Below are 23759 nucleotides of genomic sequence, written 5' to 3'. Positions count from 1 at the left end.
GTCGCAAAAGAGATCGGCATCCGGCAATCCATGCCAGCGAGGAAAGCCGGTTATGCCCGTGACGGCATGCTGTGGGCCGCCGCTTGCCGCGATGATGAAGGCGATCCCGGGGCGATCAATCGGCGACAGGAACGGCGACATGAAGGTAGTGGTGGCGAGCGCATCCGGACCCAACGGAAACGGATATGGCCAGTCTCTGGCCTTCTCGGGCGATGGCGCGCCGCTCTGCGGGTTCAGCGACGACGTTGCCGCGTTTCCTCCCGGCCTCGACGGCGTTGGCACGCCGATCCTGAAGCGCGGCATCGCGCCTCTTCCACGTGGCTCCGCGTTTGCTTCCCACGACACGCTGTTCCTGGCGTAGGGCGTGTGACCCGACGACGACGGCGCGCCGCATTGCGCAGAGCGCGCGGCGCGTCGTCGGCAAAATGGAGTATTTCGCGCGGGCCGGCACGCCCACGGGCTGCGGCCCTTCACTTCTGCGCCTTGCCCCAGTAAACGCCATCAGCCCGTATCGTCGTTCGATCGAGAATGCGATGCTGATCCACCGAGATCGGCGTAGCCCGGTGGGCAACCCGGAAGTTGTCGGCAATGATGACGTCGCCTTCGCGCCAGTGATGGACGTAAGCGGCACCTGCGCGGGAAAGGTGATCGTTCAGATCGGTCCGCAATGCCATGAACTGTTCAGGCGTATAGCCCACGACGCCGCCGGTAAGACCGACATTGAAATAGATCGACGGCTCGCGTGTCGCAGGATGCCGCATGACGAGCGGATGTCTTATCCCGTTTCGATGCAGCGTGATGAGACCATCGATCGCGGGCTTCCTCTCATCGGGCAAGGCCCTGTACGCCTCCCGCAGATCGGCAAAAAGCGTCTCGCCGCCAGTGGCCGGTTGCGCGACCAGATACCAGATCGAGATAGGCGTGGCTTCTGCACGGAACGAGCCGTCGGAATGCCAGTAGCGGCCAACGTTCGTATGGCCTTTAGCGGGGTGGCTGGCCACGCGAAAGATTTGCGGATATTCGGCCAACTGCCCTTCGCCCGACGGAAACGTTTCGAGCGTGCCAAAGACCTCCGAGATCCTGACCTGCCCTGCAGGCGAAAGCTTCTGATTCCGGATGACCAGCAAGCCGTGCTCGAGAAGCGCCGTATGTAACCGATCCACATCGTCTTGCGTCAACGAGGTTAGATCGACCTCATCGACGTGCGCGCCAAAGCCCATATTCATTGCTCTGAACTTCATCGTTCCTCCGATTGTGCTAGCCGTTCCAGGCCTCTGCCGTTTGAATGCAGCCCTGAGCCGACGCAGAACATGCTAGCGAGGAGCAGGTCAGCGAGGTAGTGCCGGGCGCGGCATAAGATTCATTCCAGCAGGCAATGCCGCTCTACAGGGCCGGGCTTCCACCTCAACGGCGCTGGCGCCTCACTCGCCACCTTCGACGATGAAAACGCGGTACTCGGCTCCGGCATGCCGATGCGTTGCCGATGTCATCGCGTGAAGCGAAGCACTCCTCACCCGCTACAACGTGCAGCCAATTTCCTTGTGATGCGCCAGGCCGATTGCGGTCGGAAACAACTTGCGGTTGACCCGCCGAAATGCGAGTGGATGGCGTCGATTCATCGACGGAATCGGGTTGGTACTGCGTTTTACCCGCAGAACAGCGCGCCCGAACTCAAGGGCGACGGGGTCAACGGCCACTGCGCCGCCCTTGGCCCGCAAACACATTCAGGCCGCGACTTCTTCAGGCAGCGATTTGTAGTCGGTGTAGCCCCGCGCGTCGCCACCGTAGAACGTCGAGCGATCGTATCGATTGAGCGGCGCGCCAGTACGCAGTCGCTCCGGAAGATCGGGGTTCGAAATGAACATCCGGCCGAAGGCAACGAGATCCGCATGGCCATCGACAACGATCTGCTCAGCGCTCTCACCGGTGAAACCGCCGGCGGCAATGATCGTGCCCTTGTAGATTCGGCGAATGTCCTTCGAAGAGACGTCCGCGTCGGTCGTCTCCTTCTCCACAATGCCGCGAATGCGCGGTTCGATCACGTGGACGTATGCGAGGTCATACTGATTGAGCCGGCCCGCCACATAGCCGAACGTCGCATGCGGATTGCTATCGGACATGGTGCCGTAAACGCCGCTCGGCGAAAGACGGACGGCCACGCGAGCGGGACCCCACACGGAAACGACTGCATCGAGCGTATCGAATAGGAAACGAGCGCGGTTCTCGATCGAGCCGCCGTACTCGTCACTGCGATGGTTCGTGCCGTCGAGCAGGAACTGCTCGAACAGGTAGCCGTTGGCACCGTGGAGCTCAACGCCGTCGAAGCCGGCCTGCTTTGCGAGTTCAGCGCTGCGACGGAATTGCTCGACGATAACGGGGATTTCCGCGGTCTCGAGGGGGCGAGGCACGATCAGTTCCGCCTCGCTGACCTGGCCGCTCTCGTCGCGAATCGCAGCATGCTCGAGCGAACGCAACGGCGACGGGGCGACGGGTGTGACCCCGCCAGTGTTGGCAGGATGCGCCTGACGGCCCGCGTGCCACATCTGCAGAAAGATGCGTGCTCCCTTGGCATGAACGGCATCGATCACGCGCTTCCAGCCCTTGACTTGTTCCTCGGTGTAGATCCCGGGCGCATCGACGTAAGCGATGCCGAGCTGGGACACGGCCGTCGCGTCGGTAATGAGCAGGCCACCGTCCGTCGCACGCTGTGCGTAGTACTCCACCATGAGATCACCCGGGACATTGCTCGGCTCGGTACGCATTCTCGTAAGCGGCGCGAGAACTACACGGTGTTGCAGATCGAAATGTCCGACTTTCGTACGACTGAAGAGCTTGCTCATGACGTCATCCTCGAAGAGTGTTGGGTGTCGCTATCTTGGCCGCAAGCGTCCATGTGCAGTAGAGGCCGCGAGGCAATAGCCATCATTCCGGAGTGGAATGGCAGCACATCCGGGTCAGGGCGATCCGGAACGGCACGGAGCATGAGGGACACGCACACCAAGCTTCGACGTTGTTCTCACGCATCCCGAATGAGACGAATGCATGTTGCGCGTCGGCGGTTGCCTCGAGCGAATCGTTAAACTTTGCGCGACTTATGAGGCTGAAATGAATAGGCTCACTTCGGCATGGAAAAGCAAAACTAGCGGAAGACAATAATTCGCAGAAAGTTGATTCGAATACAACACGAACGTCCGCACGCGCTGACGTCCAGCCATTGGCGCTCGCGAACGCCCGATGTCGGCGGGGCAGCCGACGTTCGGACGTCCCTGAGAGTTCGCTAACGAGCGTCCGCAGTTGGCCGCACTGAGCCGGATGACGACAGTCGCTGATCGACCCACAAGGGCCCTCGACCCGTTGCTCCTTCAACGACGGCTTCCAAGGTACAGCGGACCTTCGCCCAATCGTGCCGTTCGGCGAGTTGTCGGCCTTTGCGGACGTTCGCAAGCCGTCTTGTCCCGCGCTCGGTGAAGGGGCGCTTACGAGCGAGACCTGAGACCGGAGTCAACCCGGAGCAGACGGTCGAGTTTCTTGAATTCCATACCCGATTGCTTCACACAATGGCCCAAGCGTGCCCAAGCGCAGGGCTCGCCTCGAGCGTGTCATCTGATACGACGCGAGGTCCGAGTCGGCTGCCCATCCAGCGCACTGCATCGCGTGCGCCGAATGGACAGCAGTGGGCCGGCTACTGGCCTACAAAGATCATTCCGTGCGGGGAACCCATCCCGGTATAGACCGGCGTCATTGCCCCCGTCGAAGTGTTGAGCTGCAACAGCGTGCCCTGGCCGGAGGCGTACGCCGTTCCGGCCGTAAAGCCAGCGCTTGCATCGATGCGATAGATCAACTGAGTTTTATTGTCCGACACCAGCATGAACGAACTGCCTGAAGGTGCCCAACGCGTGTCGTCCACCGGTGCAGCGTTGCCGGACAACATAAGCGGCAACACGCTCACCGACTGACTCGCACCAGGGTTCTTCAGGAACACGAGTTCGGCGTCGGCCTGACTATCGACGACCACGTTGCCGGCCGGGTCGATTGCCATCGAATCCGGATCGGTCATGTTAAGCATGACTTGCGTATTCGTTGCAATGTTCGTCGCTGCCGCATTGCCCATCAGAGCGGGCGTCAGATGAAACGTCTTGTTGTCCGGATTCAGGGTGACGGTATAAGCCGACGGCACCGAACTCACGCCTTTAGGCGCCGTTACAGTAGCGGCTCCCAGTGTAGGATGCGATGCGGACACATACACCACCCCGTTGAGCTGCTTCATGTCATCGAGTCCGCCACCATGTGCCGGCGTAACGTCAGGCGCGAGCGTTGTCTGGGTATTGGCCGTGGTATCGATCACGATCAAAAGCGGGTTCGCGTCTTCATTGGTGCTGACCCACACCGTGTGCGAATCGAACTCCATGATGCCGTCCGGGTGTCCCGGTACGTTGAACGTCTTGACGACATTGCCGTTCAGATCGTACTCGATCACCTGGCTTTGCGGCGACGTACCCGCGACTGTCGTTCCGTCCGGATTGTTATTGCTGTCTTGCGCAACGGCGAAGATGTTGCTGCCGTGCTGGACGAGATCGTCGGGCAAAAGCGTGCCGGGCGCCTTGGCAAAGACCGAAATCTTGTAGCCCGACTGAGCGGCGGTCACTGAAGCAGGGACGGCTATAGACGCGGGTGTCGCGGCGGGCGTCGATGAACTGTTGCCGCCGCATGCGGATAGCGTCGCGGCCAGACTCAGCAGGGTGACTAACTTTTTCTGAATCATTTGTATTTTCGATGATGAGATATCTTGAGGAAGTGCGGCGGGACGGCCGCGTCTTGTGAGGGCTGGGAGTTAGAAGCGGGTGCGAATGCCTGCGGTCACCGCAACTTGCGTATTCGTCGCCGACTGCGCGCCAATACCGTTGATCAACGCACCGTTCAACACGGTGCCGCTCGCGCCGTTGACATGTTGATACACGCCTTCGAGATAGAGATCCGTCCGCTTGGAGAGCGCATAGTCGCTCAGCAGGCTGATCTGGTTCCACTTGGGTTTGGCGTTCGTTGTCGCGTTGCTCAGGCGACCATCGGTAAATGTATAGGCGCCTGAGATACGCCACGCCGGCGTCAGGTCGTAGCGCGCATTGAGTTCATAGTTGTTGAAGCTAAGGCCGCTTGCATTGCCGAACTTCGTGGGGCTCGATGGCGAGCCGGTGCTGATTGTGGTCGCACTGTCAAGCTTCGTCTGGGTCCATACCAGTCCGACGGTTGCGGCGCCAAACGAATAGTTCGCTCCCGCGCCCCAGACGCGCTGACGTTGCGCGGTGAACGGTGCGTCGGCGGACGTGCTGGTGCCGTCCAGGGCGCCGCCACTATTCACCCCGGGCTGATTGATCTCCATGTAGGCCGCCGCGACGTTCAACGGACCGGTGTTGTATGACGCGCCCAGGCTATACAGACGGTTGTTCGCAAAGGCGCCGGCCTGGTTTGAAAAGCCATAGACGCCGCCGAACTTCAGGCCACTATAGTTCGCGCTCGCATACTTGATCGCGTTGTCGACGCGAAACGAGTTATCGAGATTATCGTTGTCAAACGGGTGAGCGAACTGGGTGCCTCCATACTGCGTGCCAGTCAGGCTCATGGGTCCAAGATAGTCGACTACCGAATCGTATTGACGCCCTAGTGTCACTGAGCCGTACTGGTCTGTCGCGAGGCCCACCCAGGCCTGACGGCCGAACATACGGCCACCCTGGCCCAATTTTCCGTTGGTGATGCTGAAACCGTTCTCCAACGTGAAGATGGCATGCATACCGGAGCCGAGATCTTCGCTGCCGCGCAGTCCCCATCTGTCGGAATTGAGATTGCCACTGGTCGCCTGCACGTTGCTGTGACCTGTCGTGCCGCTGACATGTTGATTGTTCGTATACGTGACGCCGGCATCGAGAAGACCGTATAGCGTCACGCTGCTCTGCGCATGGGCCACCGTGGCCCACATTGCTGCAGACGCGAGAATTAGAGAATTGACTTTCACTTGATCATCCATCGGAAGTGGGGGAATTCGGCTCCTCTGGGTCATAGGAACCGCACGTCCCTTCCGGGCCCCGCCGCTGCGTCTGGTGCCTCGCCGCAAGATCCGGTAAGGGATCGAGCGAGTCTATCTTTGCAGTCCGCGCAATTTTTGAGCAACACTGAATTGCTCGATCGCCAGCAGCACCGGATTTCCACCGAAGGCTTGTACCGCTTGGCTGATACGATTGTGCGCCGTGGGAGATAAGAACTTTTTATGACGTCGCGTATCGGCTGTTCACCAGGCGCAACGCATTCAGTTCCGACAGACGAAATCGCCAATCCCGTGAACGCGCGCAGACGACAGCGCGTCATGCACTGACGGGTATGCGGCGAAATAGTGAAAAAGGCCCGCCGTGCGGCGAGCCTCCCTGACGTTACGGAGTGCGCGCGTATGCAGCTTGTGCGGCATCGTTGAGCGCCTGCCAGTTGAATCCTTCAAGCAACACCGCGAGCTGCAACGAGGACAGCGGCGCATTGCCCGCGTCCATCGGCGATCCCCTGGCGTCATCCGTGAGAGTCGTCTGCGTCTGCTTGGGCGCACTTACGGAACTGCGGTGTGATGTGACGGCCTGATCGATGGCAACGAGGCCAGTCAGGGTGGTGATGGCAAGAACGGTTCGGGTAGTGGCAGTAATGTGACGCAACATGTCAGGCCTCCATTCAAAAAAAGGGAAGTGAGCGAATTGCTTTCGCGTCATCATCAGGATAAGAGACCCAAGCTTATTGTCAGCTTAATAGCTGTAGATTTGTTTCACTGCCGTCTGTGAGACCGGCGAAATCCTGCTTTCGTGAGTGACCGCTTCGGCCGATCAACCGTCACCGCGTTTGCTAGTTTCAGTGACCGCTTTCGATGGATTGTGTTGAAAAAGTCGCCCGTGGTTCGGAATGTTCGGTATCCTGGAAGACATCGATCGACGGGAGTGATTCGTCATGATGGGTCAACTGGGCAGCGGACAGGACAAACTCTTCTACTCGTTTAACCTCGATAATCACGTCCCTCGCGAACACCTGTTGAGAGGCATCGATCACTTCCTTGATCTGCGCGATCTACGCCAGCATCTCGCGCCGTTCTACAGTCCGATGGGGCGGCCATCGATTGATCCGGAGCTCATGATCCGCATGTTGATCGTCGGCTACTGTTTCGGCATCCGGTCCGAGCGTAGGCTATGCGAAGAGGTGCATCTGAACCTGGCGTATCGATGGTTCTGTCGCCTGGGCCTGGAGGACGCCGTACCCGAACACTCGACATTCTCCAAGAACCGCCACGGTCGCTTCCGCGATAGCGATGTACTACGCCATGTGTTCGAGTCAGTGCTGGGTCGGTGCATGTCCGAAGGCCTCGTAAAGGGTGAAGGATTCGCGATTGACGCAAGCATCATCAGAGCCGACGCGAGCTCTGCACGCGGTGTTCCGGGTTCTGGGCCCATCGACTGGGGTTGCGTCAAGGGACAAAGCCGTGCGGTGCGCGAGTATCTGGAAGCATTGGAAGAAGCGAATCCAGCGGGCACCGAAGCGGCGGAGATGGCAGAGACATCGACCCCGCCAAGGAGGATATCTCTTACGGATCCCGCCGCGAGCTGGACAGCCGCCAAGGGTGGCTTGCCGTTCTTCGCCTACTCGACCAATTATCTGATTGACCTGCAGGCAGGGATCATCGTTGACGTCGAGGCGACGCCCGCGAACCGTTCGCACGAAGTGGAATCAACCAGGACGATGATTGACCGCGTTGAGCGGCGGCATGATCTCAAACCTCGACGTCTTGCAGGCGACACCGCGTATGGCTCGGCAGCGATGCTTGCCTGGATGATCGAAGAGAAGGAGATTGCACCACATGTTCCGGTCTGGGATAAAACGACGCGCAAGGACAATACATTGTCCAGCAGCGAGTTCCTATGGGATGAACTGGCCAATGAATATCGCTGTCCCACCGGGCACGCACTACGCAGTGATCGGCGCAAATTCACGAATCCGCGCTCGCGCGTCACGAAGGCTGACACGATCATCTATCGGGCAAGTCAGCTCGACTGCGAGAGCTGTTCGATGAAGGACCGCTGCTGTCCGAATACACCATTCCGCAAGATCGCCCGCAGCATCCATGAAGCTGCGCGTGACGAAACGAGGCGTATTGCGAAGACGCCGGAATACAAGCGATCTTGCCGTGAGCGAAAGAAGGTGGAAATGCTCTTTGCCCATCTCAAACGCATCCTGAAACTGGACCGTTTGCGACTGCGAGGTCCAAGCGGTGCTCATGATGAGTTCCTGATGGCAGCGACTGCGCAAAACCTGCGAAGAATGGCCAAGCGGTTCATGTCAGGAAGCAAGCAGATGAACCAGGCAGTTGCATGACGAGAAATGAGGATCGTTGCCTCGCCCAAGTTCACCGCTTCGCCGATCGTCACAACTCGATAACGTCGTGCCAACTCCAGCGCCCTGACCCAAAACAAGACTTTTTCAACACAATCGATGTGCTACCGACGCTCCAGTGTCCAACCGCGGCATCACGTGAACGTCGCTTCCTGGCCGTTCTCGGAAGATCCGACCGTCACCTAGGTCGCCGGCCCGCTGGGCTCACAGCTTCGCTCAGTTCGCAGTCTTCGGTGTTAGTGGTTCGAGCCCGGTCCCCTCAATCGCGGGGGCCGCGTCCGGCGATGACAGAAAACGGATCAGCGCCTCTGCGCCCGCTGGATTTTTGGCATTGGCGGCGATGCCCCCGGAAAACACCGTGTACCTTTGTACCTCCGCGGGCAAACTGCCGACCACCGTCACCCCGTCCACCGGCAACAGTTCGACGATCTGCTGAAATCCGATCTCCGCTTCGCCGTTCGCGACGACACTGGCGACCCGCTCGGCCGGGATCATGCGGCTCTTGTGCTCTACCCGCCCCTCGATACCGAGACGCCGGAATAGTTCACTGCCGATGTAGACTCCATTCGCGTCGTCCGGATAGACGATCGACTTCGCGGCGAGCAGTGTGCCCCGCAATGCGTCGACCGAGCTGATATCCGGCTTCGGCGCCCCCTCGCGAGCCGCGATGCCGATTGCCGAGCGTGCGAAGTCCACCTTGCTGCCAGACACGACCTTGCCGGCGTTGATCTGATCGTCGAGCGCATAGCCGACCACGATCAGCACGTCTGCCCACTCGCCGCGCGCAAGTCGCACAGGGATGGCATTTGCGGCCGTGCCCACCACAGGCCCCCAGACGGTGACCAGCGTATCGCCGGCCGCCTCCTCGAATTGTGGCCCCAGTGCGCGATAGGCTGACGCAAACCCGCCCGAGATCATCACCTTAACTTCATCTGCCGATGCCGCGACGCTGCCCAACAATGCGCCCGCGACGCAGAATACGAGTGCGTAAACCTTCAGCTTGCGGCAAGTCACGGCCCCGCTCCATGTCGATCGGATGACCCAGCCCAGACATGCATCGAGTCTGGACGCCACTCATGATGTTAGCCAGCAGCGCGGCATCGCGCGCAGCACCGATGCCGCTCCAATTCGGAGTCCCTCGACGCCGCCGTTTGCGCGATGGCCACTGCGCACAACCATCCCTATGTGCGACGGGCTTCGTCGACGTCGCTTTCAGCGCCTCAAACGGGTACGACGATCACTTCGAATGGGCGGAATTCGTAGTTGACATTACCCACGTCATATTAGCCCGTCAGCGCTATGCGCAAATTTGGTTCGACCGAGTAACAGCGCTCAGATATTGCTTGGCACGACGGTCAGCAGGCGACCCGAAGCAGACCGTCATACCGCCGAGTGCCCAGAGGCAGAAGTGCGATGCAAAGCAGCCTTTCAGTCTCGCTTACACCCGCCGCCTAGGGAAAGCCAGCGCGGGGAAGTCACTGTCTGCGCAGCAGTATTGGAGGCTGGAACGGTATTGAGGTGCGCTCACATGATCGCGCTAATTTGCCAAGGTACGAATTCGTTTTGTCCGTAACCGTGCTGCTCACTGCGAGAACGGGTTCCCGAGGCGACATCTAGCAGCAATTCGAAAAGAACGCGGCCTAGTTGCTCGATCGTCGCTCGTCCTTCCAACAGTTCTCCGCAGTTCAGGTCTATATCATCAGACTGTCGTTGCCATAGTGCTGTGTTCGTCGCAAGTTTGACGGATGGCGCCGGCGCGCAGCCGTAAGCTGAACCACGTCCCGTCGTGAAGCAGATCAGGTTCGCACCGCCGGCCACCTGGCCCGTAGCCGACACCGGGTCGTAGCCGGGCGTGTCCATAAACACCAGACCGCGCGCCGTGACCGGCTGAGCATATTCGTACACCTCGGTCAGATTGGTAGAGCCGGCTTTCGCAATGCCTCCCAGCGATTTTTCAAGGACGGTCGTCAAGCCACCTGCCTTGTTGCCCGCAGACGGATTGTTGTTCATTTGCGCCCCTTGCCGATGCGCATACGCTTCCCACCACTTGATGCGATCAATCAGCTTCCGACCCACCTCGGGCGTTTCGGCGCGGCGCGTAAGTAAGTGCTCCGCGCCATAGATTTCGGGCGTCTCCGAGAGAATCGCGGTGCCTCCGTGTTGCACGAGTAGATCAACGGCTGCACCAAGCACGGGATTGGCGGTGATGCCGGAATACCCGTCCGACCCTCCGCATTGAAGACCGACCGTGAGATGACTTGCACCGACCGGCTCCCGCCTCACGTTGTTCGCTTCGGGCAACATGCGCCGAACCAGTTCAATACCCTTCGCGATCGTCAGTGTCGTACCACCGCTATCCTGGATCGTGAACGTTCGCAAGCGGTCGTGTTCCCGGAGTCCCTGTGTCTCAAGAAGTCGCGGGATCTGGTTCGTTTCACACCCGAGACCGATGAGCAGCACGCTTGCGAAGTTCGGATGACATGCATAGCCGCCAATCGTGCGCTGCAAGATCGCTAGACCATCGCCTTCAGAGTCGATAGCGCAACCGGACCCGTGTGTGAGTGCCACGACGCCATCGACATTCGGGAACGCGGCCAGTTCTTCGGGATGGAAGTCGCGGCGGAAATGATCAGCAATGGCTCGTGCAACCGTGGCCGAGCAGTTCACCGAGGTGAGGATCCCGATATAGTTCCGTGTGGCGACTTGCCCGTCTGCGCGGACAATGCCCTGAAATGTTGCCGGCTCATTCGACGGAACAGTCGGACGCGCGGCCTGACCGAACGCGTAGTCGCGCGCAAAATCGCCCATCGCAAGATTATGGGTATGAACATGCTGCCCCGCGCGAATTGGCTGGCTTGCAAAGCCGATTACCTGGCCGTAGCGGTGCACCGCCTCACCCTGACCGATGTCATGTGTCGCCACTTTGTGCCCGGGTGGAATCAGTCCCGACACGGTCACTGCTTCCTTGCCGAGCACCATGCCCGACACAAGCTGTTCGAGCGCGATAACAACATCGTCGGCAGGATTGAGCCGTATGACACGAGCCGACATCGACGCGGTGGATGGCTCTGAAGTGTCGGCGATATTCAACGACATGGCACTACTCCTACGTTTCTCAGGGTAAAGGCCGGTCGCGCTTAGCCACGTGGGATTCGCGCGAAGGGCCATGCAGCGGTCCTCAGATGACGCTTAACCGCTCAGCCAGCGCTCCAGGGCGTTTTGCAGCGCGTGTACTCAAGTTGATAGAGGGTCGTGTCCGGTGCTGTCGCGCCGGCCTGGGGCAATGCCGCGAGTCCCGAAACGAAACGGTCCACCGCTGAACGGACATAGTCTGCCCGGCACCCTTCGACTAACACGATCCATGTCGGTACCTGGGTGCCTTCTGAACGCGCCTTCTTCTCCGCCGTTTCCACCTTGCTGATCTCCTCGTCGGCAAGGCAAAGGTGCACGCCCGTGATACCCGGTAGGTCGACGAGGGGCGGTAGGACGCGCTGACGCACACCCTTCACGACCTCCGCCCGTGCATCCGATGCAACGTCGAAGCGCACAGTCATGAGATTGGCACCCTGCCCAACACCGTCCGAATAGGCCACGTGACAGATTGAGCGTGCGACGCTCCGGAAAGAGGCGACCACCTGCTTGGTCCACGGCGTCGGCGTATTCAGCCGAGAAAGGTAGTCTTGCGCGCCAAGCACCTCGACCGTGTCAGCCTCGTAAAGATTGAAGTACTCAGGACCTGCATCCAGTGCTATGAAGCGCCGACCGCGCCTGAACCCTGGAATCCCGGCGCGTTCGGGCATGTGCTCGCGATTGTGCCACTCGTAAAATTCGTCCTTCGCTTCCGGCAGCAGGTCATGCCAGATGGCGACGACGCCCGTTCCAGCAAGGCTCATATCTCCTCCCTTTGAGAAATCGAATCGTCTTAAAGTGTCGACGGATACTCGCCGCGGCCCCACGCTGCGCCAAGCGTATCCACGTACTGCACAACCTTTTGTGCCTGCTCGCCGAGCCCGCTGCCACCGAGCGTCATGGTGTCGCCTGCTTTCAGGAAGACAGGCGGCTTCTGACCGAGGCCTACGCCAGGAGGCGTGCCCGTAATAATCACGTCGCCCGCCATTAAAGGCATGAAGCGGCTGAGATACGCCACGATGTGCGCGACGTTGAAAATCATCGTGCGTGTGTTGCCCGTCTGACGGCGCGTACCGTTCACGTCCAGCCACAGGTCGAGCACCTGCGGATCGGGAACTTCGTCGCGTGTCAGCAGCCAAGGACCAAGCGGAGCGAATGAGAATCCGCTTTTGCCCTTGGTCCACTGGCCTTCGCGTTCGAGCTGATACGCACGTTCCGAAACATCATTCGCAAGACAGTAACCCGCCACATGGTCCAGCGCGTTGGCTTCGTCGATCTGCCACGCGGGTTTGCCGATCACCACGCCGAGTTCCACCTCCCAATCGAGCTTGCGCGCGTCTGCGGGCAAGACGACCGGATCGTTCGGGCCGCTGATGGAGCCCGTGTGTTTGTTGAACACCACAGGTTCGCGTGGGATCGGCGTGTCGGTTTCAGCAGCATGATCGGAGTAGTTCAGGCCAATGCACACGAGGTTACGGACATTGCCGACGCAGGCGCCAAGACGCGTCCCCGCCTCAACGACGGGTAGGCGATCCAGATCAAGTTCGCTCAGCTTTGCAAGGGCGGCTGGCGTTATGGTCGTTCCATCGATGTCGCTCACGATGCCGGTCAGATCGCGGATCGCGCCGCTCGAATCGATGATACCGGGGTGCTCCTGACCAGGCTGGCCAAAACGGACGAGACGCATCTAGTACTCCTATCAAGACAGAAAAGTAATCGGCAATGTGCCGAGGTCGCCGAAGCCGATATGCAACTCGCGACCAACTGGCAACTCCAGAACGCCCGCGTAGGACCCGGTGATCACAGCTTGGCCGGCATGCAGCCCGAGGCCGCGGACGCGAAGGAAATTGACGAGCCACACAATCGGCTGGAGCGCACCCCGGTCAGGGTGGCGTCCCGCACACATGACTGGTTCTTCGCCGACGCTGGCCAGACTGACGTCGAATTCGACGGGGAGATCGGCCAGCGTCGCGCCCTCCCGAGATTTAACGCGGGGGCCGATGACAAGGCCGGCATTGAACAGGCCGTCTGCCAGTAGTTCAGGAAACGACAGCGTTTCGGGATGCGAATAACGACTGCCTAGCAATTCGAGCGCGAGGTGCGTGTGCCCGAGAGCGTCGAGCGCTTCAGCTTCGCTGTAGGTTTCGCGCCGCGGCGGCAGGTCGCGGTTCAGCAGGCAGGCCAGTTCCGGCTCCGCCCTTACAGAGACACGCGGAGACCCACTCATGCGACATACATCGCCTCGATGAATATCGGCGTCGTAGATCGGCGCAGCGATGACCTTGCCCGGCTGCGGAAGCGCGCATTTCCATGCGCCGGTTCTACTCTCAAGGGCATCACTCACCTTTCGCTGGATCGCGAAGCCCTCGTCAACCGTTGAAGGCCGCAGTTCAACGGGGAGGCGCTCCACTTGCGTGCCTTGACGGCGCGCTGCGACGAGAATGCTTGCTGCCTTCTCATGCCAAAGGGCGACTCGCTGAGAAGCATGAACTGCGTCCGGCATCTCAGGCCGCCTCGTTGACGTGCCGATCGACGCTCTGTCGCGGCCAGACAGCTCCCAACTTCGCGGATGCTTCGCGCAGTAGCGCGTAAAAGGCGTCGTAACGCTCCGGCGGTATGCGTAAGACCGGCCCAGCAATGCTCATCGTCCCGACTATCGCCCCGTCAATCAGCGAGCGCACGGTCACGGCCATCGCGACGACACCTGGCTCGGCTTCCTCGACGACCAGACCATAGCCACGTTGCCTCGTCAGTTCGAGCTCCGGTATCAATCGGTCGACGCTATTAATCGCCTTCGATGTCCCTGCGCCGTTGGGCTGGCCGAGCCCCCCGCGCAGTGCGAGCCCGATTGCTTCGTCGTTTGACATTGTCGCCAACCACACCTTTCCGACCGATGTGGCATGCAATGCGATGGGACTATGCATGGACGGCGAATACATGAGACCGGGCGCCGCGCCTTGAGACGCAGCGAACCACGCGAGCGTCCCTTCATTGACGACCGTCAGCCGAACTAGCTCGTGACATTGCGCTGCGAGTTCGTCGAGAATCGGCTGCACCAGGCCCGGCAACCCGAGCCCGTGCAGGAACCGCTGACCAAGCAAAGAAAGCTTCAAGGTCAAGCGGTACTGGGAGGTCTGTTCATCTTGTTCAGCCCAGCCCTGCTCGCACAGCTGCGCAAGCACGCGATGGGCGGGGCCTTTCTCCAGCTCGAGTTCAGCGGCGATATCGGACATACGCATCCAGCGCGCTTCACGTGCGAGCAACTCGATCGCCTGAAGCGAACGGTCAACGGCTCCCTTGACAACTCTCATAATATGGGTAACATTGTTCTTACTGGAACGGTGTTACAACAATAACGGAACGGCGCCGAAAAGTCAATCCACGACGGAGACAAGTCATGAACGGAAGCACCCAAGCTGAGGCCCATCGTCAGCGCCAGTCGAAGATAGCCGCGGCCAGCGGCTGGATCGGCTCAGCGCTCGAGTACTACGACTTCTTTATTTACGCGACCGCAGCGTCATTACTCTTTCCGCAGCTCTTCTTTCCCTCTGGCAACCCGACGGTTGCCATCATCGCATCACTGGCGACTTTCGGCGTCGGCTATGTCGCCCGACCAATAGGCGCGATGGTGCTTGGCCACGTCGGCGACCGACACGGCCGGAAGACGGTGCTGATTTTCTGCATGTTTTTAATGGGCATTTCGACGATGGGCGTGGGACTCTTGCCCACGTATCAGCAGGCCGGCATCTGGGCTCCGGTGATGCTTGTCACCCTCCGGCTCATTCAGGGGTTCGCCGTCGCGGGAGAGGTCTCCGGCGCCAGTTCCATGATTCTTGAGCATGCACCGTTCGGCCGGCGTGGCTACTTTGCGAGCTTCACGCTCCAAGGGGTGCAAGCTGGGCAGCTCCTAGCGGCAGCGGTCTTCCTGCCCCTCGCGCATTACATGCCGAAGGACCAGTTCGCTTCCTGGGGATGGCGAATTCCGTTCCTCCTCAGTTTTGTCGTTATCATCGTCGGCTACGTCATTCGCCGCCAGGTCGAGGAAACTCCGGCTTTCTCCGAGGAGCAGGCCCATGGCGAAGTTCCTGCCTCACCGGTCGTCGAAGTCCTCCGGCAGAGTTGGGACGATGTCTTGCGCGTAATCTGCATGGCGCTCACCGCCGTCATCGCGCTTCTCGCTACAGTTTTCGGCGCCGCGTATGCGGTCCAGCCGGCCTACGGTATCGGCTTTTCTGCCGGCGTCTTTCTTTTGATTCCGGTTCTTGGCAACATCTGCTCGGTCATACTGATTCCCTTCGTCGGCAATCTCTCTGACAGAATTGGCCGCAGGCCGCCCGTTCTCGCAGGCGTCCTCAGCGCCGGGCTGCTCTCGTTCGCATACCTCTACGCCATCAGCATCCATAACCTCTGGCTCTCGCTGATTCTTTCGATGCTGATGTGGGGCGTTGCCTACCAAGGCTTCAACGGTGTCTTCCCGAGCCTTTTCCCAGAATTATTCCGCACGCGGGTGCGCGTGACGGGAATGGCCATCGGACAAAACGTTGGGACGACGCTTGCTGCACTGACGCCAACACTCTTCGTAGCTGTCGCGCCCCCCGGCTCCACCAATATTCCGCTGAAGATCGGTTTGCTGACGTTCGGCATTTGTCTTGTCGCCGCGTTCGCTGCTTTCACTACGCGGGAGACGTATCGGATCCGCCTCAACGATCTCGGCGACCGCGATGCGGTCCCGGTACCCAAAGTCGAGTACGAGCGCTTGCGCGGCGAAGCGATGGCCGGAGGAATCAAAACTGCCGATGCCCAGGATCTCGCAAATCAGATTCGCTCGTAGCCGTTCTGGCCGGCCCTACTCGTTGCGACCACTGTGTTGGTGCAACTTGGCATGAGCCGAACATAAACGATGCGACTGCGGCGCTTGCAAATCGATTGACACCGCACAAAGGGAACGCACATGCACAACGAAGACACACCCCGTTACGACGGCCCGCGCGAGCTCGCGCAATCTCTAAGCGCGTTTGCGCGCATCAGCGCGGCCGAGTCGCCCTGGAACCAAGAGGGCCTGCGCGCCGACTCTGAGTATCGCGACCTCGGACTCGCCGCGGTGACCAACGGTCGCATCGGAGCGAAACACATTCGTGCGCTGAAGCCGTTCACCGATCCCACTGGCTGGCACTGGCACGACATGACTGGGCACTACCTGTATGTGCTGCGCGGATCCGTGACGTTCCGTTTCGCCGGAGTGGAGGGCGACGTGACGCTTAACGCTGGTGACGGCCTGTCGCAGCCTGCCGGCGTGCCGCACAACGTGATAGGGCGCTCCGACGACCTCGAGGTCATCGAGATTAACGAGCCCGCTGTCTACGGGACTTGGGATCTGGACGTACCGCCGGCGCCTTGGAAGTGACTGTTTATACCCTTGGGGCCTTCTCGAGTGTCATGAGAACGCCAGTTCTCGGCGCATCCGACAGCCGCAGACGGCCCAAAGTCGAATTGAGCGCGTTGCGTCAAAGAGATGCGGTCTTCGTCATCAAAGGGGCTCGGTCGGAGATTGTATGTGTCCGACACGCGCTTGGTACGCCACATTTCCGAGCAGTCACGCAAGACTGCGCCTTCAGCCAACATCGAACACCAAACAGCTATGGATCCACATATCACAGGTAAATCGCGACTTTATGGATTAGTGGGCGATCCACTGACGGCAGCTAAGTCGCCACAATTGTTGAACCAGCTTTTTGCTGAACAGCGCGTGGACGCGGCTTGCGTTCCGTTCTGGGTGAAGGCGGAAAACCTGTCCGAGTTCGTCAGCGGTGCACGAGCGATGGGCAATCTCTCCGGCCTGCTCGTCACCATGCCTCATAAGCAACGGATGCTGGAATTTGTCGATGAACTAGATCCAACTGCCCGTCAGGTCGGCGCGCTCAACGTCATCCGTTGCGAAGCAGATGGACGTTGGGTCGGCGCGATATTTGATGGCGTCGGTTGCGTTCTTGGGATGCAGTGGGAAGGCAACCACCCGGTGAATAAGTCCGTGCTTCTCTTAGGCGCCGGAGGTGCGGGGAGCGCCATCGCATTTGCGGTTGCGTCCGCAGGCGCTAGCAAGCTAACCGTATCCGATGTCGACGGGCATCGGGCTGGCGACCTTGCGGCATCTGTTGCTGCTGAAACCGGCTGCGACGTACGTTCGGGGCCACCCGATCCGCAAGGCTTCGACATCGTTATCAATGCCACGCCGCTTGGCATGAAAGCGAACGATGCCATGCCAGTTGATCCTGAGCGGCTCGCGCCTGGCGCCATCGTCGTCGACATCATCAATGCGTCCGAGCCAACGCCGCTTCGCCGCGCCGCGCAGGCGCGTGGATGCCGTACCCAGGACGGGGGCCCGATGCATCAGGGGCAGGCTGTCTATGCACTTAAGTTTCTGGGATTCGATTACCGCCCCGATGGACGATCAGCACCGGACACGGCCCGCGATGAGTAAAAATCTCAAAGGAGAATACGCATGAGAGTTGCTTTACTGGAAGTCAGTCATTGGCATGTGCCACTCTATCTCGATGCGCTGGACGCGCCCGGGATTGAAGTGGTTGCCGTGTCAGATGCGGAGGATGTCAAGGGCGAGGCAATTGCCGCACGATTCGGAAGCAAGCTGTACTCGTCGGCCTATGAACTGCTCGAGCGTGAGGAAGTCGATTTCGCATTCGTGTTCGGGCGGCATTCTGAGATGCCGGCGCTCGCTGAGGCCGTGATCGCGCGTAACATTCCCTTTGCGCTGGAGAAACCGTGCGGCGTCAACATGTCGCAGATCACCCGACTTCGCAAACTGACCGAGGAAGCCAATCTTTATTGCGCAGTGCCATTGATCTTCCGGATGAGCGAGTTGCTCAGCTCGCTCGAAGATGCGGAGGGGCGCATACCGTCGGACTTCAACTACATGTCGTTCCGTTTCATTGTGGGACCGCCCAGTCGATACGAAGCGGCCGGTGCCAGCTGGGCGCTCGATCCTGTGTATTCCGGAGGCGGATCGACAATCAATGTGGCGACTCACTTCATCGACCTGTTCAGATTGCTCACTGGCAAGGAGATCGTCCGAGTCTCTGCCACGATGAACTCAAGAACGCATCAAACGGCCGTTGAGGACTATTCGCTGCTGACAATGCAAACCGAAGACCGCGTGATCGGCCTGGTGGAAACGGGATATAGCTTCCCCAGTACACCCGACGAGCAGCGCGAATTTTCTTTCACTCTTGCTTCGAACCGCATGTACGCGAAGTCTGGTCCGGACCGGATCGAGATCCGCGACAGAAATAATCTTTCTGCCGGCACGCGAAGCCGCCGCCTCCAGCTTGAGACCGACGTCTATTACCCCTTGTTTGTCAAGCGTGTGCTCGCCGAAAGTCGGACTGGCGCAAAGCCGATCGCATCGTTGCGGGATGCGGAGCTGATGATGCAAGTCATGGACGCGGCCTACGCCTCGGCCAAACAGGGCGGAGTGTCTATTAAACTGGATCCCGTTTCCTAGTCAGAAATCTGTAGCGTAGGAAAAACGCGAGACAGCCGACCTGCATGCGCCTAAGGATCGGTGTCAATCGCCGCAGCATGGGTAGCTGCTCGCAACCTGATGGATCTAGCGCTTTAACGAGGAATTTCCCGCAGGTCTAGTTGCTCTAGTTTCATCTGGAAGCGGCGCGCCGCACACCTACGTTAGTTGTCCGTAATTGATATGACGCGCGAGCCGAAGAATGTAGTTGCAAGTAATCCGACGACACCAAGGGTCGATATGAGCGTACTCAAGGCGCTCGTACCGATCCGATAGGGCAAAAGCAATTCACGTGGACATAGAGGAGAATTTAATGAAGGGTTTCTACTTGAACAAGGCCGCCGTTGCCGCAGCAACGGCACTCGCGGCAGTTGCGCCGGCGTTCGCTCAAAGCAGCGTGACGCTCTACGGTATCGTCGATGATTCGATCGTTTATCAGAGCAGCCAGACGTCGCTCGGTTCGACGAGCGGTGGTCGCTCGAACGTCAAGATGGCATCGGGCATCTGGGCGGGAAGCCGCTTCGGCCTGAAGGGCGCAGAAGATGTGGGCGGCGGCACCAAGGCCATCTTCCAGTTGGAGTCGGGCTTCAACATCAACAGCGGCGCGCAGCAATACGCGAACGCGATGTTCGGCCGTCAAGCCTGGGTCGGTCTGACGAATCAGACCTTCGGTACGCTGACATTGGGTCGTCAGTACACGTCTTACTACACACTGATGGCGCCGTACAGCCCCACGAACTGGCTGACCGGCTACTTCGGCGCGCACCCGGGCGATCTGGACGCATTGGACACGATCTACCGCGCGAACAACTCGATCGTATATACCTCTCCGAAGCTCTACGGCGTGACGGTCAGCGGCTCGTACTCGCTCGCAGGCGTGCCGGACAGCGTGTATCGCGGTTCGACGTGGTCGGCGGCGATCCAGTATCAGCAAGGCCCGATCGGCGGTACGGTTGCGTTCTCGCGCATCAACAACTCGACCGTCGGCGGCGGCGTCTACGGTACGGATTCGACGATGAATACGGCTGGCCAGTCGGGTGTGTCGGCGGTGACGAACGGCTATCAGGGCGCGCAGGCGCAGAATCGCTTCGCGGTCGGCGTCGGCTACGTGTTCAACAGCGCGTGGGATATCTCGGCGACGTACACGAACGTTCAGTACATCCCGGGCGTGCTGTCGAAGTTCACTGACGAGCAGGTTTTCAACACCGCCGGCACCGTGCTGCACTGGAAGCCCACGACGGCATGGGACTTCGCTGCAGGCTACAGCTACACGTGGGCGAGCAAGGCGAACGGAATCGACGACGCAGCGTCGTACCACCAGTTCAACCTGTCCCAGTACTACGCGTTGTCCAAACGTACCGGGTTCTACGCACTTCAAGCGTTCCAGCGTGCGAACGGCCGTACGCTCGCCACGCCGACGTTCCCGGGTGGCCCGACCAACCGCTCGATCGCCGCAACGGCATCGATCGGCGACGGCTTCCAGTCGACTCCGTCGTCGTCGCGCAGCATGTTCGCAGCAGGCGTGGGTATCGTCCACCGCTTCTAGCGTCACCAGAGTTTTATCCTTATTGCGGCTACCGTTGCCACCACTTTCAATGCACATTGGATCCGTTCATGACCTCATATTCCAGCTATCTGCCTCACGATCTCGACGGTGCCCTGCTCGTTGGCCGCGTGTGGCGTCAAACGAAAAACGGCGCGGGACCGTGCGTCGTTGCGGTTCGCGGCGGGGAAGTATTCGATATCTCCCGCATCGCACCAACAGTGTCCGATCTTTTCGATCGCCAGGATCTCGTAGAACTCGTCCGGCAGGCTTCCGGCGAATCTCTGGGTCATGTCGGCAATCTGATCGAAGCCACCGTCGCCGCACAACGGAAAGACGATCAACCCTACCTCCTGGCTCCCTGCGATCTGCAAGCCATCAAAGCCTGTGGCGTAACGTTCGCCATTAGCCTTCTTGAGCGCGTCATTGAAGAGCAGGCAGGCGGCGAAGCTGCGAAGGCTGAGGAAGTGCGCGCTGCGATCACGCGTCTGATCGGCACCGATCTGTCGAAAATCAAGCCCGGCTCAGAAGCTGCCGCCAAGCTTAAGGAAGAGCTGCAGCGACGCGGTGCATGGTCGCAGTACATGGAAGTCGGAATCGGTCCCGATGCAGAGGTATTTTCGAAGTCGCAGCCTATGTCTTCAGTCGGACTCGGTGCCGATATCGGCTTGTTGCCTGCTTCGAAGTGGAACAACCCAGAGCCGGAGATCGTCCTCGCAGTCAACAGCAGGGGCGAGGCGGTGGGCGCCACACTGGGTAACGACGTCAATCTGCGCGACATCGAAGGCCGCTCCGCCCTGCTGCTGGGCAAATGTAAGGATAACAACGGCTCATGCGCGATCGGCCCGTTCATTCGCCTGTTCGACGGACGGTTCACACTGGACACGATTCGTGAAACGAGTGTTTCGTTGCGCGTGGAAGGTACCGACGACGGCTTCGTGCTTGAAGGCATCAGCCATATGCGGGAGATCAGCCGTGACCCTCTTGACCTGGTGAGTCAGACCTGGGGCAAGCACCATCAGTATCCCGACGGCTTCATGTTGTTCCTCGGCACGATGTTCTCTCCGATCAAAGATCGCGATGCGCCGGGTGGCGGCTTTACGCATCACCTCGGCGACCGCGTGACGATCAGCGCCCCTCCGCTTGGCGCGCTCGTCAACACCGTGTGGCTGTCGACCCAAATCGCTCCGTGGACATTCGGCGTGCGTGCGCTGTACGCCAATCTCGCCGAGCGCTCGCTGCTGAACCTCGGTTGATCAAGCAGATATTTACTCACTGACGGATTTACGATGACGCAATTCAAGAACTTCATTGGCGGCGAATGGGTCGATGGCAACGACTTCGCTCCTAATGTGAACCCTTCGGACACGAGCGACGTGATCGGCCATTTCGCACGGGCCAGCGCAGATCAGACACAGAAAGCAATCGCGTCTGCACGCTCAGCCTTTCGCACGTGGTCGCTCAGTACCCCACAACAGCGCTTTGACTTGCTCGACCAGGTCGGCAGCACCATCCTTGCGCGCAAAAACGAACTCGGTAAGCTGCTGGCACGCGAGGAAGGGAAAACGCTCGCCGAAGCAGTCGGCGAAGTGGGACGCGCCGGACAGATTTTCAAATTCTTCGCGGGCGAGGCATTGCGGGTCGGCGGCGAGATTTTGCCGTCCGTCCGCCCGGGACTGACGGTCGAAGTCACACGCGAACCGCTAGGCGTCATCGGTCTGATCACGCCGTGGAACTTCCCGATCGCTATTCCCGCCTGGAAGATCGCGCCTGCGCTCGCGTATGGAAACTGCGTGGTCATCAAGCCGGCGGAACTCGTGCCGGGGAGCGTATGGGAACTCGTCAAGATCATCGCCGAAGGCGGTGCACCAGCGGGCGTAATCAATCTCGTCATGGGCACGGGTTCGATCGTCGGCGAAACACTCGTCAAATCAGCTGACGTGGATGCCATCAGCTTCACGGGCTCGGTTGGGACCGGCCAGGCGATCGCCGCGAAATGCGTCGCCACCGGTAAGAAATTCCAGCTCGAGATGGGTGGCAAGAACCCGATGGTCGTGCTCGACGATGCCGATCTGGACGTCGCGGTCGAGGCCTGCATCAACGGCGCTTTCTACTCCACCGGCCAGCGTTGTACCGCATCTAGCCGCCTGATCGTGACGAGCGGCATCCACGACCGTTTTGTCGAGGCCATGCAGGCGCGCATGCGCAGTCTCAAGATTGGTAACGCGCTGGATGCGTCGACGCAGATCGGTCCCGTTGTCGACGCCAAACAGCTAGAACAGGACGAGCGTTATATCGAACTCGCACGTGCCGAAGGTGGTTCGGTGTTTGGCGGTGACCGTGTTCCCTCGGCGACCGAAGGATTTTTCCTGGCGCCCGCTCTCGTGACCAACACGACCTCGGCGATGACGATCAACAGGGAGGAAGTGTTCGGTCCTGTCGCTTCCGTCATCAAGGTCGCGGATTACGAGGAAGCGCTTGCCGTAGCCAACGACACGCCATTCGGCCTTTCCGCTGGCATCTGCACCATGTCGCTGGCTCATGCGAGCCATTTCAAGCGTCACGTACAGGCCGGTATGGTAATGATCAATACGCCGACAGCGGGCGTCGATTACCACGTTCCATTCGGCGGGCGCAAAGGTTCGAGCCTGGGTCCCCGTGAACAAGGCACCTATGCGCGCGAGTTCTATACAATCGTGAAAACCGCTTACATCGCTCCCGGGAACGTTTGACCAAGCGATAAAAACCGCGATAAATCGCCGATCCCTATGACATGCACGAGTGCTCGCTAAGCTCGACACGACCGCACGGGCGGCGTGAACGGTAACCGGCTACCCGGCAGCCGGTTACACGGCAGCCGATCACATGGCGGTTGAATGCTTATACAGTCAGCTGTATCGAGGAAACGTTCGACGGCCGCAGATCACCGAGAGGATGGCCACGTTCGAAGGTCCGCTGATCGGTTTGTAGCAGCCGCTCGAATGACAATCTTTGCGCGACTGCGAAAGGCTGTTAATGGCCGAGCCTGTGTGAAAACGCACTCATCGCCTAAACTGAATCAACTCATTGAGACCGGGTGACTCATGAAGCGATTCGTTGAAGGCGATGACCGCAAGCAGGTCGCACTACTTCCCGAATGCGTCG

Annotated in this window: 20 protein-coding genes; 9 read left to right on the top strand and 11 right to left on the bottom strand. The window is 59.8% G+C overall.

What is annotated here, in order from left to right:
* The first annotated feature begins 52 nt into the window (after positions 1-52).
* Positions 53-361: a hypothetical protein gene (locus tag FSO04_RS22485; RefSeq protein WP_154562610.1), complete on the top strand. Its 309-nt coding sequence runs from the start codon at positions 53-55 to the stop codon at positions 359-361.
* A gap of 109 nt (positions 362-470) precedes the next feature.
* Here FSO04_RS22485 and FSO04_RS22480 read toward each other — a convergent pair whose 3' ends face one another.
* The 5 genes from FSO04_RS22480 to FSO04_RS22460 form a co-directional block, all read right to left on the bottom strand.
* Complete coding sequence (locus tag FSO04_RS22480) at positions 471-1241, bottom strand: TauD/TfdA dioxygenase family protein (protein ID WP_154562608.1); 771 nt, start codon at positions 1239-1241, stop codon at positions 471-473.
* A gap of 483 nt (positions 1242-1724) precedes the next feature.
* On the bottom strand, positions 1725-2840 hold the full coding sequence (locus FSO04_RS22475; protein WP_154562606.1) for an alkene reductase: 1116 nt from the start codon (positions 2838-2840) through the stop codon (positions 1725-1727).
* Positions 2841-3682: 842 nt separating this feature from the next.
* The gene (locus FSO04_RS22470; protein WP_154562604.1) at positions 3683-4762 is read right to left on the bottom strand and encodes a hypothetical protein; all 1080 of its coding nucleotides are present in this window, start codon (positions 4760-4762) and stop codon (positions 3683-3685) included.
* A 69-nt stretch (positions 4763-4831) separates the two neighbouring features.
* Positions 4832-6007 carry a porin gene (locus FSO04_RS22465; RefSeq protein ID WP_168435791.1) on the bottom strand — a complete coding sequence of 392 codons (1176 nt, stop codon included), beginning with the start codon at positions 6005-6007 and terminating at the stop codon, positions 4832-4834.
* Between the two features lie 412 nt (positions 6008-6419).
* Positions 6420-6692, bottom strand: a complete 273-nt coding sequence (locus FSO04_RS22460) for a hypothetical protein (protein WP_154562600.1) — start codon at positions 6690-6692, stop codon at positions 6420-6422.
* 283 nt (positions 6693-6975) lie between these two features.
* On the opposite strand from FSO04_RS22460, the gene FSO04_RS22455 reads away from it, so the two are divergent.
* Complete coding sequence (locus FSO04_RS22455; protein ID WP_154562598.1) at positions 6976-8391, top strand: IS1182 family transposase; 1416 nt, start codon at positions 6976-6978, stop codon at positions 8389-8391.
* Positions 8392-8625: 234 nt separating this feature from the next.
* On the opposite strand, the gene FSO04_RS22450 is transcribed toward FSO04_RS22455, so the two are convergent.
* The 6 genes from FSO04_RS22450 to FSO04_RS22425 all read right to left on the bottom strand — a co-directional run bounded on the left by FSO04_RS22450 (position 8626) and on the right by FSO04_RS22425 (position 14849).
* Positions 8626-9423, bottom strand: coding sequence for a substrate-binding domain-containing protein (locus FSO04_RS22450; protein WP_168435790.1), 798 nt, complete (start codon positions 9421-9423; stop codon positions 8626-8628).
* Between the two features lie 510 nt (positions 9424-9933).
* Positions 9934-11505 (bottom strand): UxaA family hydrolase, encoded by a 1572-nt coding sequence (locus FSO04_RS22445; protein ID WP_154562596.1) that lies wholly within the window; start codon positions 11503-11505, stop codon positions 9934-9936.
* A 101-nt stretch (positions 11506-11606) separates the two neighbouring features.
* Positions 11607-12302 (bottom strand): hypothetical protein, encoded by a 696-nt coding sequence (locus tag FSO04_RS22440; protein ID WP_154562594.1) that lies wholly within the window; start codon positions 12300-12302, stop codon positions 11607-11609.
* Positions 12303-12331: 29 nt separating this feature from the next.
* Complete coding sequence (locus FSO04_RS22435; protein ID WP_154562592.1) at positions 12332-13225, bottom strand: fumarylacetoacetate hydrolase family protein; 894 nt, start codon at positions 13223-13225, stop codon at positions 12332-12334.
* 12 nt (positions 13226-13237) lie between these two features.
* Positions 13238-14041 (bottom strand): 2-keto-4-pentenoate hydratase, encoded by an 804-nt coding sequence (locus tag FSO04_RS22430; RefSeq protein ID WP_154562590.1) that lies wholly within the window; start codon positions 14039-14041, stop codon positions 13238-13240.
* Position 14042: 1 nt separating this feature from the next.
* Positions 14043-14849 (bottom strand): IclR family transcriptional regulator, encoded by an 807-nt coding sequence (locus FSO04_RS22425; protein ID WP_154562588.1) that lies wholly within the window; start codon positions 14847-14849, stop codon positions 14043-14045.
* An 86-nt stretch (positions 14850-14935) separates the two neighbouring features.
* Between FSO04_RS22425 and FSO04_RS22420 the strand changes: the two genes are divergently transcribed.
* From FSO04_RS22420 to FSO04_RS22390, 7 genes are all read left to right on the top strand, one after another.
* On the top strand, positions 14936-16369 hold the full coding sequence (locus FSO04_RS22420; protein ID WP_154562586.1) for an MFS transporter: 1434 nt from the start codon (positions 14936-14938) through the stop codon (positions 16367-16369).
* A 120-nt stretch (positions 16370-16489) separates the two neighbouring features.
* Positions 16490-16942: a cupin domain-containing protein gene (locus tag FSO04_RS22415; RefSeq protein ID WP_154562583.1), complete on the top strand. Its 453-nt coding sequence runs from the start codon at positions 16490-16492 to the stop codon at positions 16940-16942.
* Between the two features lie 150 nt (positions 16943-17092).
* Complete coding sequence (locus tag FSO04_RS22410; RefSeq protein WP_233464947.1) at positions 17093-18016, top strand: shikimate dehydrogenase family protein; 924 nt, start codon at positions 17093-17095, stop codon at positions 18014-18016.
* A gap of 21 nt (positions 18017-18037) precedes the next feature.
* Positions 18038-19054 carry a Gfo/Idh/MocA family protein gene (locus FSO04_RS22405; RefSeq protein ID WP_154562581.1) on the top strand — a complete coding sequence of 339 codons (1017 nt, stop codon included), beginning with the start codon at positions 18038-18040 and terminating at the stop codon, positions 19052-19054.
* A 331-nt stretch (positions 19055-19385) separates the two neighbouring features.
* Positions 19386-20618: a porin gene (locus tag FSO04_RS22400; RefSeq protein ID WP_154562579.1), complete on the top strand. Its 1233-nt coding sequence runs from the start codon at positions 19386-19388 to the stop codon at positions 20616-20618.
* Positions 20619-20686: 68 nt separating this feature from the next.
* On the top strand, positions 20687-21871 hold the full coding sequence (locus FSO04_RS22395; protein ID WP_154562577.1) for a fumarylacetoacetate hydrolase family protein: 1185 nt from the start codon (positions 20687-20689) through the stop codon (positions 21869-21871).
* Positions 21872-21904: 33 nt separating this feature from the next.
* Positions 21905-23347, top strand: a complete 1443-nt coding sequence (locus FSO04_RS22390) for an aldehyde dehydrogenase family protein (RefSeq protein ID WP_154562575.1) — start codon at positions 21905-21907, stop codon at positions 23345-23347.
* Positions 23348-23759 lie beyond the last annotated feature (412 nt).

Origin of the sequence: Paraburkholderia madseniana (genome assembly GCF_009690905.1) — a bacterium.
GTDB classification, from domain to species: Bacteria; Pseudomonadota; Gammaproteobacteria; order Burkholderiales; family Burkholderiaceae; genus Paraburkholderia; species Paraburkholderia madseniana.
The sequence above is the reverse complement of the archived record's forward strand: the minus strand, read 5'-3'. Positions and strand labels throughout refer to the sequence as shown.